This is a genomic window from Janthinobacterium sp. SUN026, assembly GCF_030397625.1.
Taxonomy (GTDB): Bacteria; Pseudomonadota; Gammaproteobacteria; order Burkholderiales; family Burkholderiaceae_D; genus Janthinobacterium; species Janthinobacterium kumbetense.
Window position 1 is genome coordinate 193,209 of the sequence record NZ_JAPQNU010000003.1, and the last position, 14,448, is coordinate 207,656.

Genomic DNA, 14,448 nt, shown 5'->3' on the forward strand with positions numbered 1-14,448 from the left:
CACTCCTAAAGATGATCGGGTTCGTGCGGTCCATCCTATCCGGCCCGCAGAGGAACCGAAAAAAACTTACAAACACTTACGCAGGCTCACTGGCGGAATTTTTAATGCTTCCCGGTATTTGGCAACAGTACGTCGCGCAATCACCATGCCTTGTTCCCCCAGCATGTCCGCAATCTTACTGTCGGATAAAGGATTTTTAGGGTCTTCTGCTCCTGTCAGTTGCACGATCAATGCCCGTATCGCCGTCGATGACGCTTCGCCCCCCGCTTCGGTGGCGACGTGGCTACCAAAGAAATATTTCAACTCGAACATGCCGTGCGGGGTCAGCATGTACTTTTGAGTTGTTACCCGCGAGATAGTACTCTCGTGTAAACCCAGTGTATCAGCTATTTCACGGAGCACAAGGGGGCGCATGGCAACGGCCCCATGCGAGAAAAAGTTCTTTTGTCTTTCTACTATCGCCTGCGCCACACGCAGGATCGTGTCGAAGCGCTGGCGCATATTCTTGATCAGCCACTTGGCTTCCTGCAACTGTGCGCCCATGGCGCCCTCCCCCTTGCCCTGCTTGAGCAAGTTGGCGTACATGGCGTTGACGCGCAGGCGCGGCATGACGTCGTTGTTCAGGGTGACTTGCCAGCCATTGCGCGCGCGCTTGACGACGACGTCGGGCACCACGTAATCGGAGACGTCCGAGGCGAACACGGCGCCCGGATGCGGATTGCACTGGCGAATCACCGTCTGCGCTTCGCGCAAGTCTTCATCGTCGCAATCGAGGGCTTTTTTCAGCTTGTTGAAATCGCGCTGGGCAAACCAGGCCAGGTGCTTTTCCACGATCACGAGGGCCATGCGCCGCGTCACCATGGCGATGTGCGGCAAGCGCTTGATTTGCAGGGCCAGGCATTCGGACGCGTTGCGCGCGCCCACGCCCGGCGGATCGAAACTTTGCAGCAGCGACAAGGCCGTGCGCATCTCGTCGGCGTCGATTTCCAGCTCTTCCGGCAGGCGCGCCAGGATGTCGTCGAGCGACTCTTCCAGGTAGCCATTGTCGTCGAGCGCGTCGATGATCAGCTCGACCAGCGCGCGGTCGCGCAATTCGAGCACCGTCACGCGCATCTGCTCCATCAGGTGTTCGCGCAGCGTGCAGTGATGAGCCTCCAATTGCGGACGCGAATCTTCGTCGTCGGGCGCCTTGCCCCGGCTCGCCTCGCTCCAGTCGCTGTCGCCGCCATCCGCGGCGGCCGGGCTGTCGCCACCCTCGCCGTCAAACGCTTCCGCTTCGGCCGGCGCTGCGGGCGCCTCCTGGCCTGGTGGCTGGGGCGGCCCTTCGGCCGGTGCGGCCGTGGAGCTCAAGGCCCCGTCGGACAGCAGGCGCAGCGAACGGTCGAGCGGATCGTCGAGGCGTTCGAGCAAGGGATTGTCCGTCAGCAATTGCTCTAATTCCTGGTGCAATTCCAGGGTAGACAATTGCAACAGGCGTATCGATTGCTGCAACTGCGGCGTCAGTGCCAGGTGCTGCGAAGTGCGCAGCTGCAATGATTGTTTCATTGGCTTACATGCGGAAGTGTTCGCCCAGATAGACCCGGCGTACCGACTCGTTCGCGATGATGTCGTCGGGGCGTCCCGACGCCAGCACCGAGCCCTGGTTAATGATGTAGGCACGGTCGCAAATACCCAGCGTCTCGCGCACATTATGATCGGTAATCAGCACGCCGATATTGCGCTCCTTCAAGAAACGCACGATGCGCTGGATCTCGATCACGGCGATCGGATCGACGCCGGCGAACGGCTCGTCGAGCAGCACGAAACGAGGATCGGTGGCCAGCGCGCGGGCGATTTCCACGCGGCGGCGTTCGCCACCGGACAGGGACAGCGCCTGGTTCTCGCGCAGCTTTTCAATCTGCAAGTCGGCCAGCAATTTATCCAGCCGTTCCTCGATCTCGGCCTTCGTCAGCGGACGGCCTTCGACGGTCTGGATTTCCAGCACGGCGCGGATATTGTCTTCCACCGTCAGCTTGCGGAAGACGGACGCTTCCTGCGGCAGGTAGGACAGGCCCATCTGCGCACGGCGGTGGATCGGCAGGCTGGAGATATCCACGCCGCTGATATCGATGCTGCCGCCATCGGACGGCACCAGGCCGACGATCATGTAGAACGAGGTGGTCTTGCCGGCGCCGTTCGGGCCCAGCAAGCCGACCACTTCGCCGCATTCGACTTGCAGCGAAACATCATGCACGACTTGCCGCTTGCCATAGGTTTTTTGCAGCCCGCGAACGATCAGGGTGCTGCCGCAACGTGTATTTTCCATTATTTCTTTCCTGGCGCGGGCGTGGCCGGCGCTTTCTCCGCTGCCGGCGCCTTGGTCTTCGGCTGGATCACCATGCGCACGCTGCCGCCATCCGCAGTGCTGGTGCCGCTGTTGGAATTTTCCATCGCAAATTCTTCCTTGCGGCTGTCATACGAGATGAAGGCGCCGTTGGCCACATCGGTGACTTTCGCGCCTTCCAGGCGCGTCAGCTTGGCTCTGGAAAACAGTTTCACCACTTCCGTCTTGTTGTCGTATTCCACGCGCTCCGCTTCGCCTTCGACCCACAGGTCGCCCGCGCCATCGCGCTTCTGGCGGAAGGTCGCGAGCTTGCCGGGATCGGCCCAGAAGGTGATGAACTGGTAGCCTTGCGGATCTTCCGTGATCAGGGCCCGGCCCGCCTTCATGGTCAGGGTACCCTTGACCAGCACGACGTCACCCGTCAGGGTGCGCACCTGCTTGATGTCATCGACGTGGCCGCTGCGTGCCGTGATGACGGCTTCCTTCTCGGAATCGGCCTTCTCGGCATGCGCCACGCCCATGATGGCCAGCGAAAATACGGTCAACAGCAAGATGTTCTTCATAATATGGTTTCCTTGTTTCATTCTGTCATTTTGCCGCCGCGGCCGGGCGCGGTTTCGGCGGGAGGACCATGCGCAGCGCATTCTGCACTTCCACGACGCCGGTGGCGTTATTCGCCTTCATGCCGACGCCATTGATGCGCGAGGCGCCCGTCAGGATATCGACAGGCACATCCGTTTCCATTCTTTCCTCGTCCGGAAACACCGTCAGCGCTTCCGTCTTGACCGTCAGGTTCTGCGCCTTCGGACTGGCCACGCGGTCGATCACGACCTTGCGGTGCAGTTGCAGCCGGGTATTATCCTGGTCGATATGCGCCAGTTCCGCATTCATGTTCATCGGCGGCATGCCTGGCGTGAGCTTGCGCACGAAGGGCTGGTCGATATCGGACGAGTCGTCCAGCGGATAATGCGTGAGCTTGGTGCCCGACACGATATAGCTGGGCTTGCCCGTCAAATCCATGCGCACCAGGCTGAAATTGGTGATGAAATAGTCGGGCTCATCCAGATGCTTGCTGGCAGTGATGTCCTGGCCATTCTTGTTCATCACCTCGAGCAGCCAAAAGCTGCCCAGCGCGACGACAACCGCGCCCAGCACGGTAAAAATCATGCGCCAGCGATGGGCGCCTCCTGGCTTACGCATAGGGCTTCACTCTTTCAAAGGTCACTGGCGAGGCGGCGCGCCTCACTCCAGGAACGGCGCCATGACGCGCGCATAGTTGTCCTGGGCGCGCAGCAGGAATTCGCAGATCTCGCGCACCGCGCCGCGACCGCCGCCTGCCTGCGTCACATGGTGCGCCAGGCCCTGCGCCTCCGGACGCCCGCCCGGCACGCTGACGGCAAAGCCCACGCGTTTCAGGATGGGCGCGTCGATGACGTCGTCGCCGATATAGCCGCATTGCTCTTCCGTCAAGCCCGTCAGCGCCAGCAATTCGCGAAACGGCGTCAGCTTGTCGTGGCCGCCCTGGTGCACATGGGTAATGCCCAGGTCTTGCGCGCGGCGCGCCGTGATGGCCGAGCGGCGCGCGCTGATGATGGCCGTCTGCACGCCCGATTCCTGCAGCAGCTTGATGCCCAGGCCATCATACACATTAAACGTTTTCATCATCTCGCCGTCCGGGCCGAAATGCAGGCTGCCGTCGGTGAGCACGCCATCGACGTCAAAGATCATCAGTTTGACCTTGGCCGCCCGCGCCAGGTTGTCCGCTACGCTGTCCATCAGATCACCTTCGCTTGCGTCAGATCATGGATATGCAGCGCGCCCACCAGCTTGCCGTCGGCATCGACGACCAGCATCTGGTTGATGCGGAACTGCTCCATCACGGCCACGGCGTCGACGGCCAGGCGTTCGGGCGCGATACTGCGCGGCTGCGCATGCATGACGTCGCGGATCGCCACTTGCGTGAAATCCTGCACGCGCTCGAACATGCGGCGCAGATCGCCATCCGTAAACACGCCCACGGGACGGTTGTCCGCGTCGACGACGGCCGTCATGCCCATGCCTTTCTTCGTCATTTCCTCCAGCGCCTGCAGCAAGGAAGCGTCCACGGGCACCTTGGGTACGCGTTCGCCGCTGCGCATGACGTCATGCACGTGCGTGAGCAAACGGCGACCCAGGGCGCCGCCCGGATGTGAGCGGGCGAAATCTTCTTCCTTGAAGCCGCGCAAGTCGAGCAAGGCCACGGCGATCGCGTCGCCCAGGGCCAGGGTGACGGTGGTGCTGGCCGTCGGCGCCAGGTTCAGCGGACAGGCTTCTTTCTCAACAGAAATATCCAGGTGCACGTCGGCCAATTGCGCCAGGCTCGAATTGGGCTTGCCCGTCATGGAAATCAGCACGCCGCCCATGCGCTTGACGACGGGCATGATGGCCATCAATTCCGACGATTCGCCGGAGTACGATATTGCAATAAAAGCATCGTCCGAGGTGACCATGCCCAAGTCGCCATGGGCCGCTTCGGCCGGATGCACGAACAGGGCCGGCGTGCCGGTGGAAGCGAGGGTGGCGGCAATCTTGCGCGCGATGTGACCGGATTTGCCGATGCCGGAGACGACGACACGTCCCTTGCATTGCAGCAACATCGCCACGGCGCGGCCCACGCTGTCGTCCGTGGCCAGGCGCGCATGCAGCGCAACGATGGCGTCGGACTCGATCTGCAAGGTGGTGCGGGCCAGCGCGACAGCGCGCTCGGTCGTCGCTTGCATGTCAATTCGATCAAAAGCTTTCAGCATTGTTTTTTCATGGGTTACACTCATGCCCAAAGTATAAACGAATTAGGAAAGCAAAAAACTTGCCAGTCACAACAAACAACGATTTCCATTGACCGTACCGGGCAACCCATGTTTTCCTCGCTTGAACTGACCCTGATGTTACTCGGCAGCGCCGTGCTGGGCGTGGTCGCTTTCAGAATGTTGCATTTGCCGCCCATGCTGGGCTACCTGGCCGTCGGCATCGTCATCGGCCCCCACGCGCTGGGCCTGGCGGCGGAAAACGAGGCTAGCCACACCTTGGCCGAGTTCGGCGTCGTCTTCCTGATGTTTTCCATCGGGCTCGAATTTTCTCTTCCCAAATTCCTCGCCATGCGGCGCATCGTCTTCGGCCTCGGCATGGCGCAGGTGGTCACCACCATCATCGCCACCGTCGTCTTCGGCTGGTTTGTCGCCCGTTACCTGTCCGCCTACATCCACCTGAGCTGGCAAGCCGCCTTCGCCCTGGGCGGCGCGCTGGCCATGTCGTCGACGGCCATCGTCTCGAAAATGCTCACGGAGCGGCTGGAACTGGAAAGCGAACACGGCCGCAAGATCATCGGTATCCTGCTGTTCCAGGACCTGGCCGTCGTGCCCCTGCTGATCCTGATTCCCGCCCTCACCCGCGATTCGGACAACCTGGCCGAAACCCTGGCCTGGGCCGGCGGCAAGGCCCTCGTCGTGCTCATTTTGCTGCTGTTCATCGGCCAGAAGATGGTGCGCGGCTGGCTGACCATCGTCGCCAAGCGCCGCTCGCAAGAGTTGTTCATGCTCAACCTGCTGCTGATTACCCTGGGGGCGGCGTGGATCACGGAACGGGCAGGCTTGTCGCTGGCCCTGGGGGCCTTTGTTGCCGGCATGCTCATTTCCGAGACGGAATTCAAGCACCAGGTGGAAGAGGATATCAAGCCTTTCCGCGACGTGCTGCTGGGCCTATTCTTCATCACCGTCGGCATGCTGCTCAATATCCGCGTGGTGCTCGACAACTGGTGGCTCGTGCTGCTCTTGCTGTGCGGCCCCGTGCTGCTGAAATTCGCCCTGATCGCGGGCCTGGCCCGGCTGTTCGGCTCCAGCAACGGCGTGGCCTTGCGCACGGGGCTGGGCCTGGCGCAGGCGGGCGAATTCGGCTTCGTGCTGCTGAACCTGGCCGGCGGCATCAAGCTGATGGACCCGTTCGTCGTGCAGGTGGTGCTGGCGTCGATGGTGCTGTCGATGCTGGTGGCGCCCTTCCTCATCGCCAAGTCCGACGCCATCGTCATGAAACTGGCGGCCAACGACTGGATGATGCAATCCTTGGCGTTGACGAAGATCGCCACGCGCACCATGGCGTCGCAGAAACACGTGCTGATTGCCGGCTTCGGACGCAGCGGGCAAAGCCTGGCCACCCTGCTGGCGGAAGAAAAGATCGAATACCACGCGCTGGACCTGGACCCGGAACGGGTGCAGGAAGCGCAGCTGGCCGGCGCCCACGTGTCGTATGGCGACGCGGGCCGGCGCGAAAGCCTGGTGGCGGCCGGTATCTACCGGGCCAGCGCCGTGGTGATCACGTATGCCAACACGCCTTCGGCACTGAAATTATTGCATTTACTCAACGAAATGGCGCCCACCTTGCCCGTCATCGTGCGCAGCCACGACGATACCGACCTCGACCAGCTGAAGAAGGCAGGCGCGGCCGAAGTGGTGCCGGAATTGATGGAAGGCAGCCTGATGCTCGCTTCGCACGCGCTGATCATGATGGGCGTGCCCCTGCGCCGCGTGGTTCACCGGGTGCAGGCCGCGCGCGAGGAGCGTTATGCCTCGCTGCGCGGCTATTTCCACGGTTCCAGCGACGCGGGCGACGATGCCGAGCTGGAACGCCTGCATACGGTCACCGTCAGCGACGGTGCGCATTGCGTGGACTTGCCCTTGAGTGCGATCGACGTGGCCGGCTGCGGCGCGTTTGTCACAGCCATCCGCCGCGGCCGCGGCCGCCTCGACGTCACCCCCGAGACGCAGCTGGCCAGCGGCGACGTGGTGGTGCTGCGCGGCACGGCCGACGCCGTGGCCAAGGCGGAAACATTGCTATTGAAATAATTAGCTAGGTTGTGCCTGCCAGCTGATGACCTTGTTGCGGCCATCGGCCTTGGCCTGGTACAGGGCCTGGTCGGCGTGCGCCACCAGCTGCTGCGCCACCGTTTCGATCGGCAGCAGCGCCGCGTCCGCTTCCAGGCTGGCCACGCCGATCGAGACGCTGACCCACGCTTGCGCGCTGCCCGGCAAGTCGAACATGGTGCCGGCGATGCTGGCGCGGATGCGTTCGGCAACGAACGTCGCACTGTCGAGGTCGGCGTCGATCAGCAGCACGACGAATTCCTCGCCGCCGAAGCGGCCCAGCGCATCGGAGCGGCGCAATTCCGTGCGGATGCGCGTGGCCACTTCGCGCAGCACTTCATCGCCGCCCTGGTGGCCATAGGTGTCATTGACCAGCTTGAAATGGTCGATATCGATATACATGCATGAAATGCAATAATTCTGGCGCCGCGCGCGGGCGATTTCTTCCAGCAGCCGGCGGTCGATATAACGGCGGTTGTAGACGCCCGTCAAGGAATCGGTCAAGCCGATGTATTTCAGCATTTCATTGCTGATCACGTTTTCCAGGCAAATGGCGATGATGGAAGCCATGTGCTTGATGAAATCCGTGCCCAGCACGGGCGTAAAGCGCGTCACGTCGCTGCTGGCCAGGTTCAGGCTGCCAATCAGGCGCTTGTTGCGCAGCAAGGGCACCAGCGCCACGCTGCGCAGGGGCGAGTCGATGCCCGGGAAACGCGGGCCATGCACGGCGGCATCGAAGGCGCCCAGCAGCGGCAGCGGCGGCAAGGCCGCTTCGCCTTCGGCCACGGGCGCCGACGGGGCAAAACCCAGCTCCGCCACGGCATGCACGAACAGCAACTGCGGGAAGGCGCTGAAATCGACGCCCAGCTTTTCCATCACCAGCACGATATCGTCATCCTCGTCGAGCAGGCTCAAAGTGACGCCGTCGAGGTCGGAAATCACGGGCAAGGTGCGGAAAATGGTGCCGATCAGTTCGGGAAACGTGGACGCGCCGACGATTTCCAGGTCGAACGCCTGGTGGCGGCACATGATGTCGTGGTTGCGCTCGACCTGTTCCAACAGGAAAGCCATGCGCGCCCGCAAGGCCTGGTTTTCGGCTTCGAGGCTGGCAATGCGCGGGTCCGGCGGTATTGCTTGATTCATAGAAACCTTAAACCCTTCTGTGCGGGCGCCATGCTTAAAATGCCAGTTCGAAACCGATGTCCTGCCCCACTACGATACGCTCATCGCCGCCTTCGGTAACGATGGCGTTCATGCCGAAGCAGATGGCGCCGTCAAGCTCGGGCTTGGCGCGGTAGCCATGCATGACGTCGAGCGGGTCCGGTCCGGGCACACCCGTGGCCTGGTCCACCGACGGAATCGGGCAGCGCGAGCACGGCTTGACGGGTTTTAACACGGTCGCGCCGAATTGCAGGAAGTCGGCGTAGTCTTCCTCGAAGGCGCCGATATCGCCGATGACGAGATTGGGACGGAAACGGTTCATCGGCAAGGCCTCGCGGCCGGCGGCGCGCAGCTTGTCATTGACGTCGGCTAGCGAGGCGCTGCCGGCGATCAGCACCGGATAGCCATCGGCAAACATGGTCGAGGCGGCCACGCCATCCGTCCACTTCGTGCTAGTGGCGCGCACCACGTCCGGGTGAAAGCGCACCAGGCGGCACGGCACGCCGACGGCGTTGGTAAACCAGGTGGCCGTGACGTCGTCGCAATCGTAGGCGCGCACAGTATCGTCCCACACTTGCACGTCCAGCATGGGCGCCAGTTGCGGATGCGGCAAGCCCAGCTCGATTTCCAGCCGCAACATGCCCGGCGCGCGTAATTCCAGGGTGGTGGCCTTGATGGACGGCACGATCAGCGCCATGCGCGGATGTTCGCGCTGCGTCAGGAAGCGGCCGTGCTCGTCCACCACCATCCATTCACGGTCGAACACGTGCTCGCTCATCAGCCCTGAGCGCGTCAGGACCGCCTCGCGCAAATGGATGCCGGCGCACGATTTGATCGGATACAGGATGATGTCGGACAGGATAGCCATGGACAGGGGAGAAGGAACAGTGTTGCTGCTTCAGCCAGGAAGTTATTCAAAAACGAAGTATGGCAGCAAAGCGGGCAAGCGTAAATCCGCCAAGCCCAGCCGCAGTGGCCGGGCCGGCGTGACGGCGATCAATACGTGTAGAAAATACGCTGGATTTCTTGCGTACTATTGGTTTTGGTCAAGGCCAGCATCAGCAGGATGCGGGCTTTTTGCGGGTTCAGGGTATCGGATACGACACTGTCGAGTTCATCGTCGTTGGCTTCGCCATTGCGCGCCACGATGCCCTGGCCAACGCGGCTCGAACGCACGATCAGCACGCCCTTCTGGCGCGCTTCCACCAGGGCCGGCTTCATTTGCGCGGCCACGCTGCCGTCGCCCACGCCCGCGTGGATGATGCCCTTGGCGCCGGCGGCGATGAAGGCGTCCATGCCGACGCGGTTCATGTTGGCGTAGCCGTAGACGATGTCCACTTGCGGCAAGGCATCGAGCTTGCTGATGTCAAATTCCGACTCCAGCGTGTGCTTGCGCGTCGACTGGCGGTAGAAAAAGGCCTTGCTGCCCTGGATGTAGCCGAGCATGCCCAGTTCCGGCGACTTGAAGGTGTCGGTGGTCGAGGTGTTGGTTTTGGTCACTTCGCGCGCGGCGTTGATCTGGTCGTTCAAGGCCACCAAGACGCCCTTGCCCACGGCTTCCTTGCTGCCCGCCAGCATCACGGCGTTGTACAGGTTGATGGGGCCGTCAGCCGAGATGGCCGTCGACGGACGCATGGCGCCCACCACCACCACCGGTTTATGGCTCTTCACGGTCAGATTCAGGAAATACGCCGTTTCCTCGATGGTGTCGGTGCCGTGCGTGACGACCACGCCATCGACATCGCTCGAGGCCAGCAGCACGTTGATGCGCTTGGCCAGGGCCAGCCAGTGGCTATTGCCCATGCTTTCGCTGGCGATCTGGAACACTTGCTCGCCTTTCACGTTCGCCACTTTTTTCAATTCCGGCACGGCCGCGATCAGGCGCTCGACACCCACGGTGGCCGAGGTGTAGCCGACGGTGGTGGTGCTGTCGGCGCCGCTGCCGGCGATGGTGCCGCCCGTGGCCAGGATCACCACATTCGGCAATTTGACGGCCGCCTGCTGCGCGCGCGCGGGGGAAGCGGCGATAAAGCCCATCAGCATGGTAGCCAGCATCAGCTGTGCACAAGAATGGAATTTGCGTGAAAACATGGTGCTCCCGTGAGGTGTACTGTCAAAAATAACAAAGTCGTGTGCAAATTATATGTCATCCATGCCGGGGCAAATCCCGAATTCATGCGTATCGCGCAAACGTGCGCGCCTTCCCTTGCGCTACAGTGGCGCCATGTCCACACTGCCGCCCATCCGGTCTTGCCTCCTGCTGCCGCTCGTCTTGATGGCGCTCAATGCCTGCGCCACGCAAATCGAACTGCGCACGGCGGCGCAACAGGAACAATGGGGGCGAGAAGCGGCCAGCCAGGGCGACTGGACACAAGCCATGCGCAACTACGCGGACGCCGTCGGGAATGTCGAACTGGGCCACGGCGATCTCGCTTGGCAAGCACGGCTGCACCACCAGGCGGGACGCGCCGCCAGCGGGGCCTGCCGCTACGATGCGGCCGAATTTCATTTCCGCCAGGCCATCGCGCTGGCGAAACGCAGCAAACAATCGAGCGCCCTCGGCTACAAGGCGCTGATCGATCTGTATGAACGCCAGGGCAAGGCGGCGGAAGCCTTGGCCGTGCGCAATGAACTGGAGTTTCATCAATCGTGGGCACTGGGCGCCTTTGCCGACCTGGAATCGCTGCCGGCGGGCAAACCTTGCGGAGTTGCTCGATGAATATCGCACGCCCCTTGCTGGCCGCCTCCAGCCTCCTCGCCGCCATGGCGCCGGCGCGCGCCGTCGAAGCACCGCTGCCCTTATGGGAAGCGGGCGTGTTTGGCGGCACGGCCGTCACGCCCGCCTATCCGGGCGCCAGCGAACGCTCGACGCGCAGCCTGGCCCTGCCCTATCTGATTTATCGTGGGAAAGTCTTGCGCGCCGACCGCTCCGGCGTGGGTGCGCGCCTGTTCAATACGGAGCGATTCGATTTCGACATCGGTTTTGCCCTGTCCCTGCCGGCCAGGTCCAGCGACGTGCCGGCCCGGCGCGGCATGCCGGACCTGGGTACCCTGGTGGAATTTGGCCCGCGCCTGAAAATCAGGCTGGCCGAGCCGACGCAGCACAGCCGCCTGGGGCTGGAGCTGCCCTTGCGCGCCGTCATCGAAGCGCGCGGCGGCCTGCGCCGCCAAGGCACCACCTTCGAGCCGCGCCTCGTCTTCGCGCTGCAAGACGGGCAGCAGGCATGGCATGTGGATGCCAGCCTGGGCGCCGTGCTGGGCAATGCCGCCATCAACGATTACTTGTATGGCGTCAGTCCCGCGTTTGCCACCGGCCAGCGCCCCGCGTATGCGGCAAAAAGCGGGCTGATGCTCACGCGGCTGGGCCTGGGCGGTTCGTACCGGCTACACCCGGACTGGCGCGCCTTTGCCTTTGTACGCTACGACACTTACACAGGCGCCGCCAACCGCGCCAGTCCCCTGCTGCGCCAGAACAGCGGCACCTCGGCCGGCATCGGCCTGATGTGGACGTGGCAACGTTCCAGCAGCCTGGCGCGTGGCCCGGACGACTAGCGGCTAGACGGCTTAAAACTCCGTCGTGGCCGACAGCATGACCGTGCGCGGCGCACCCAGGCCCAGGCTGGTCCATTGCGGCAGCGCCCAGTACGCCCTGTTGCCGACGTTCGTCACGCTGGCGCGCACGGTCAGGGGCCGACCCGCCGCCTTCGTCGCATAGCGGGCGCCCAGGTCAAACACGGTGCGGCCCGGCACGGACATCGAATTGTCGGCATTGATGTATTGCTTCGATGCCGCCGTCGCGTTCGCCGTCAGGGTCACGCCAGGGATGGCGGGCGTATCCCACTCGACGCCCAGCTTGGCTTGCAGCTTGGGCACGCCCGTCGCCTGCTTGCCCTGGTTGGCGCCGCCCATGGTCTTGCTCAAGACCGGGTCGACATACGCCACGCCGCCCATCAGGCGCACGTCGCGCAGGGGCGAGCCGAAGAAGCCCCAGTCGATGCCGCGGTTGCGTTGTTCTCCGCCAAAGGAAAAGATATTGCTGACGGGATCGACATAGCTGCTGGGCCGCTTGATTTCATACACGCTGACCGTATGCGCGAACTCGCCCAGGTCGACCTTGACGCCAAGCTCCGCCTGCTTCGATTTGTACGGCGCAAAGACCTCGCCCGAGTTGGCGGCCGTCAACGGCGCCGTGGCGCCCTGGCTCAAGCCTTCGATGTAGTTGCCGTACAGGGAGACCGTTTTGCTCGCCTTGACCAGCAGGGCGACGGCGGGCGTGGTGGCGCTTTCGTCATAGCGCGAGGTGCGCGCGCCCGTCTTGATGTTGAAGTTATCGCTGAGCACTTCCTGGCGGCGCAAGCCCACCGTCAGCTGCACGGTGTCTTGCGCAAAGGAAAGTGTATCGACCAGGCCAAAGCTGGCCAGGCGCAGTTCCGCCTTGGAAATTTGCGGCGCATCGAAGCGCGTCGCCGGGCCCCAGACGGGATTGTAGATATTCGTGATCCAGTCTTTCGCCAGGGTATTGCGGCGGCCGTACTGCTTGTCCGTGTGGTGATAATACGTGGCGTTGACGGCCCATTGATGGCCGATGTCACCCGTGCGCAACTTGCCCCGCAAACCCGCCTCGGCCGACTGTTTTTCCACGTCGAAGCCCAGGTCGGCGACGTTGGTGCGGTAATCGCCGGCCGTGTTGAATACCTGGATCAGATACGCGCCCGTCGACTGGTAGTCGGCCCGGCTGGCGCCCACGGCCGCGTACGCCATCACTTGCGCGTTCAAGTCCAGTTCGCCGCGCAGCATGGCGCCCTTGTCCTTGGTGTCGTAAAACGCCCAGCTGGGATTGAGCAGGGTTTCCGCTTTCGGCGGACGCGGCACGGGCAAGCCGGGGGCCAGGTTGACGCCCCGGTTCAAGCCGTCGGCGCGGTCCTCGCTGTGATACAGATCGGCGGACAGGCGCGCGCCATTGCCACGCCAGTCCAGGCCGACCGAGACGAGCCGGGTCTTCTTTTTCTGGTGGTCGATGGCGCCGTCGCCGTCGCGGTAGACGCCGTTGACCCGGATGCCGAATTGCTGATTCTCGCCAAAACGTTGACCCAGATCAATATGCCCTCCCCATTGCGAATCCGACATGTACGACGCCGTCACGCGCGCCAGCGGCGCATCGCCCGCGCGCTTGGGCACGAGGTTGATGCTGCCGCCCACGGAACCGCCCGGTGGCATGCCGTTGAGCAAGGCCGATGGCCCCTTCAGCACCTCGATACGCTCGAACATTTCAGGCGACGTACGGTAATAGGGAGAGATGCCGTACAGTCCGCCAAACGCGACATCGCCGATATTCGAGCTGAAGCCCCGTATCGAGTAATTCTCGCCGATGATGCCCGTCATGCCGCTGCTGAAGACCGTAGGGTCGGCGGCGGAAATCACGTCGGTGATGTCGCGCGCCTGCCGGTCTTCGATGAATTTATCCGTATAGCTGATGGTGTTGAACGGCGTTTCCATGAAATCCTTGTCGCCAAGAAATCCCACGCGGCCGCCGGACGCCACTTGTCCGCCTGCATAGGCATCCGTCACGCTGTTGCCCTTGCCCCACACCGTTACGGCCGGCATAGTGGCGGCGGCTTCGGCGGCGGCGCTGTGCGCCGGTTCGCGGCGCACCGTGTAGCTGCCATTGCCCTCGCGCACGGCTTGCAAGCCATGGCCGCGCAGCAATTCGTAAAAGCCTTCGGGCACGCTGTAGCTGCCGGACAGGCCGGCGCTGTTCTTGCCTTGCAGCAAGCTAGCCTCGACCGTCAATTCGACGCCCGCCTCGGCCGCGAAAGTGTTGAGCGCCAGGCCCAGCGTACCGGCCGGCACGCTGAACGCTTGCCGGGCCTGGCCCGCCCCCGCTTGCGCATAGGCTGGCGGGGCCGCCACGCCCAGCGCCCCCACGGTCAAGCCCGTGATGAGCGCCAGTTGCACGGCGGTGGCGATACGGCTCAGGTTCAAGGCGGGAAGATGGCGGGTTGCCATGCGTTGGGTCATAAAGTAAATCCTTTCAGAAGGGATGATTGCTTGTTCTCACCCTATCTCCCGAAC

At 63.0% G+C, this 14,448-nt stretch carries 13 protein-coding genes; 3 read left to right on the top strand and 10 right to left on the bottom strand.

From position 1 onward, the window contains the following. Positions 1-66: 66 nt before the first annotated feature. From OX459_RS15590 to OX459_RS15615, 6 genes are read right to left on the bottom strand one after another with little or no spacing between them, the layout of a single operon-like run. Complete coding sequence (locus OX459_RS15590; RefSeq protein ID WP_289905729.1) at positions 67-1,545, bottom strand: RNA polymerase factor sigma-54; 1,479 nt, start codon at positions 1,543-1,545, stop codon at positions 67-69. Positions 1,546-1,549: 4 nt separating this feature from the next. Next, a complete protein-coding gene (gene lptB / locus OX459_RS15595; RefSeq protein WP_077398949.1) occupies positions 1,550-2,305 on the bottom strand; it encodes an LPS export ABC transporter ATP-binding protein in 756 nt (251 codons plus the stop codon). Then, positions 2,305-2,886, bottom strand: a complete 582-nt coding sequence (gene lptA / locus OX459_RS15600) for a lipopolysaccharide transport periplasmic protein LptA (RefSeq protein WP_077398947.1) — start codon at positions 2,884-2,886, stop codon at positions 2,305-2,307. Before lptA ends, lptB begins: the two co-directional genes overlap by 1 nt. 25 nt (positions 2,887-2,911) lie before the next feature. Further along, a complete protein-coding gene (gene lptC, locus OX459_RS15605) occupies positions 2,912-3,523 on the bottom strand; it encodes an LPS export ABC transporter periplasmic protein LptC (RefSeq protein WP_289905730.1) in 612 nt (203 codons plus the stop codon). A 42-nt stretch (positions 3,524-3,565) separates the two neighbouring features. Continuing rightward, complete coding sequence (locus OX459_RS15610; RefSeq protein WP_077398943.1) at positions 3,566-4,099, bottom strand: HAD hydrolase family protein; 534 nt, start codon at positions 4,097-4,099, stop codon at positions 3,566-3,568. Further along, positions 4,099-5,109 carry a KpsF/GutQ family sugar-phosphate isomerase gene (locus OX459_RS15615; protein WP_099665691.1) on the bottom strand — a complete coding sequence of 337 codons (1,011 nt, stop codon included), beginning with the start codon at positions 5,107-5,109 and terminating at the stop codon, positions 4,099-4,101. The genes OX459_RS15610 and OX459_RS15615 overlap by 1 nt, the downstream gene beginning before the upstream one ends. Before the next feature lie 108 nt (positions 5,110-5,217). Between OX459_RS15615 and OX459_RS15620 the strand changes: the two genes are divergently transcribed. After that, complete coding sequence (locus tag OX459_RS15620; protein WP_289905731.1) at positions 5,218-7,197, top strand: monovalent cation:proton antiporter family protein; 1,980 nt, start codon at positions 5,218-5,220, stop codon at positions 7,195-7,197. Here the strand turns inward: OX459_RS15620 and OX459_RS15625 are convergent, their stop codons facing one another. From OX459_RS15625 to OX459_RS15635, 3 genes are all read right to left on the bottom strand, one after another. Further along, a complete protein-coding gene (locus OX459_RS15625) occupies positions 7,198-8,358 on the bottom strand; it encodes a DUF484 family protein (protein WP_289905732.1) in 1,161 nt (386 codons plus the stop codon). A 34-nt stretch (positions 8,359-8,392) separates the two neighbouring features. Further along, on the bottom strand, positions 8,393-9,244 hold the full coding sequence (locus OX459_RS15630; protein ID WP_289905733.1) for an MOSC N-terminal beta barrel domain-containing protein: 852 nt from the start codon (positions 9,242-9,244) through the stop codon (positions 8,393-8,395). 128 nt (positions 9,245-9,372) lie between these two features. After that, on the bottom strand, positions 9,373-10,467 hold the full coding sequence (locus tag OX459_RS15635; protein ID WP_099665695.1) for a type II asparaginase: 1,095 nt from the start codon (positions 10,465-10,467) through the stop codon (positions 9,373-9,375). 133 nt (positions 10,468-10,600) lie between these two features. Between OX459_RS15635 and OX459_RS15640 the strand changes: the two genes are divergently transcribed. Next, positions 10,601-11,095 (top strand): hypothetical protein, encoded by a 495-nt coding sequence (locus tag OX459_RS15640; protein ID WP_289905734.1) that lies wholly within the window; start codon positions 10,601-10,603, stop codon positions 11,093-11,095. Then, positions 11,092-11,928: a MipA/OmpV family protein gene (locus tag OX459_RS15645; RefSeq protein ID WP_289905735.1), complete on the top strand. Its 837-nt coding sequence runs from the start codon at positions 11,092-11,094 to the stop codon at positions 11,926-11,928. Before OX459_RS15640 ends, OX459_RS15645 begins: the two co-directional genes overlap by 4 nt. Positions 11,929-11,940: 12 nt before the next feature. Here OX459_RS15645 and OX459_RS15650 read toward each other — a convergent pair whose 3' ends face one another. Then, complete coding sequence (locus OX459_RS15650; RefSeq protein WP_289905736.1) at positions 11,941-14,394, bottom strand: TonB-dependent receptor; 2,454 nt, start codon at positions 14,392-14,394, stop codon at positions 11,941-11,943. Between the last annotated feature and the right edge of the window lie 54 nt (positions 14,395-14,448).

Bases quoted from the DNA above. Each gene is read 5' to 3' on its own strand.
- OX459_RS15590 (WP_289905729.1), bottom strand. From the start codon at position 1,545: ATGAAACAATCATTGCAGCTGCGCACTTCGCAGCACCTGGCACTGACG.
- lptB (WP_077398949.1), bottom strand. From the start codon at position 2,305: ATGGAAAATACACGTTGCGGCAGCACCCTGATCGTTCGCGGGCTGCAA.
- lptA (WP_077398947.1), bottom strand. From the start codon at position 2,886: ATGAAGAACATCTTGCTGTTGACCGTATTTTCGCTGGCCATCATGGGC.
- lptC (WP_289905730.1), bottom strand. From the start codon at position 3,523: ATGCGTAAGCCAGGAGGCGCCCATCGCTGGCGCATGATTTTTACCGTG.
- OX459_RS15610 (WP_077398943.1), bottom strand. From the start codon at position 4,099: ATGGACAGCGTAGCGGACAACCTGGCGCGGGCGGCCAAGGTCAAACTG.
- OX459_RS15615 (WP_099665691.1), bottom strand. From the start codon at position 5,109: ATGCTGAAAGCTTTTGATCGAATTGACATGCAAGCGACGACCGAGCGC.
- OX459_RS15620 (WP_289905731.1), top strand. From the start codon at position 5,218: ATGTTTTCCTCGCTTGAACTGACCCTGATGTTACTCGGCAGCGCCGTG.
- OX459_RS15625 (WP_289905732.1), bottom strand. From the start codon at position 8,358: ATGAATCAAGCAATACCGCCGGACCCGCGCATTGCCAGCCTCGAAGCC.
- OX459_RS15630 (WP_289905733.1), bottom strand. From the start codon at position 9,244: ATGGCTATCCTGTCCGACATCATCCTGTATCCGATCAAATCGTGCGCC.
- OX459_RS15635 (WP_099665695.1), bottom strand. From the start codon at position 10,467: ATGTTTTCACGCAAATTCCATTCTTGTGCACAGCTGATGCTGGCTACC.
- OX459_RS15640 (WP_289905734.1), top strand. From the start codon at position 10,601: ATGTCCACACTGCCGCCCATCCGGTCTTGCCTCCTGCTGCCGCTCGTC.
- OX459_RS15645 (WP_289905735.1), top strand. From the start codon at position 11,092: ATGAATATCGCACGCCCCTTGCTGGCCGCCTCCAGCCTCCTCGCCGCC.
- OX459_RS15650 (WP_289905736.1), bottom strand. From the start codon at position 14,394: ATGACCCAACGCATGGCAACCCGCCATCTTCCCGCCTTGAACCTGAGC.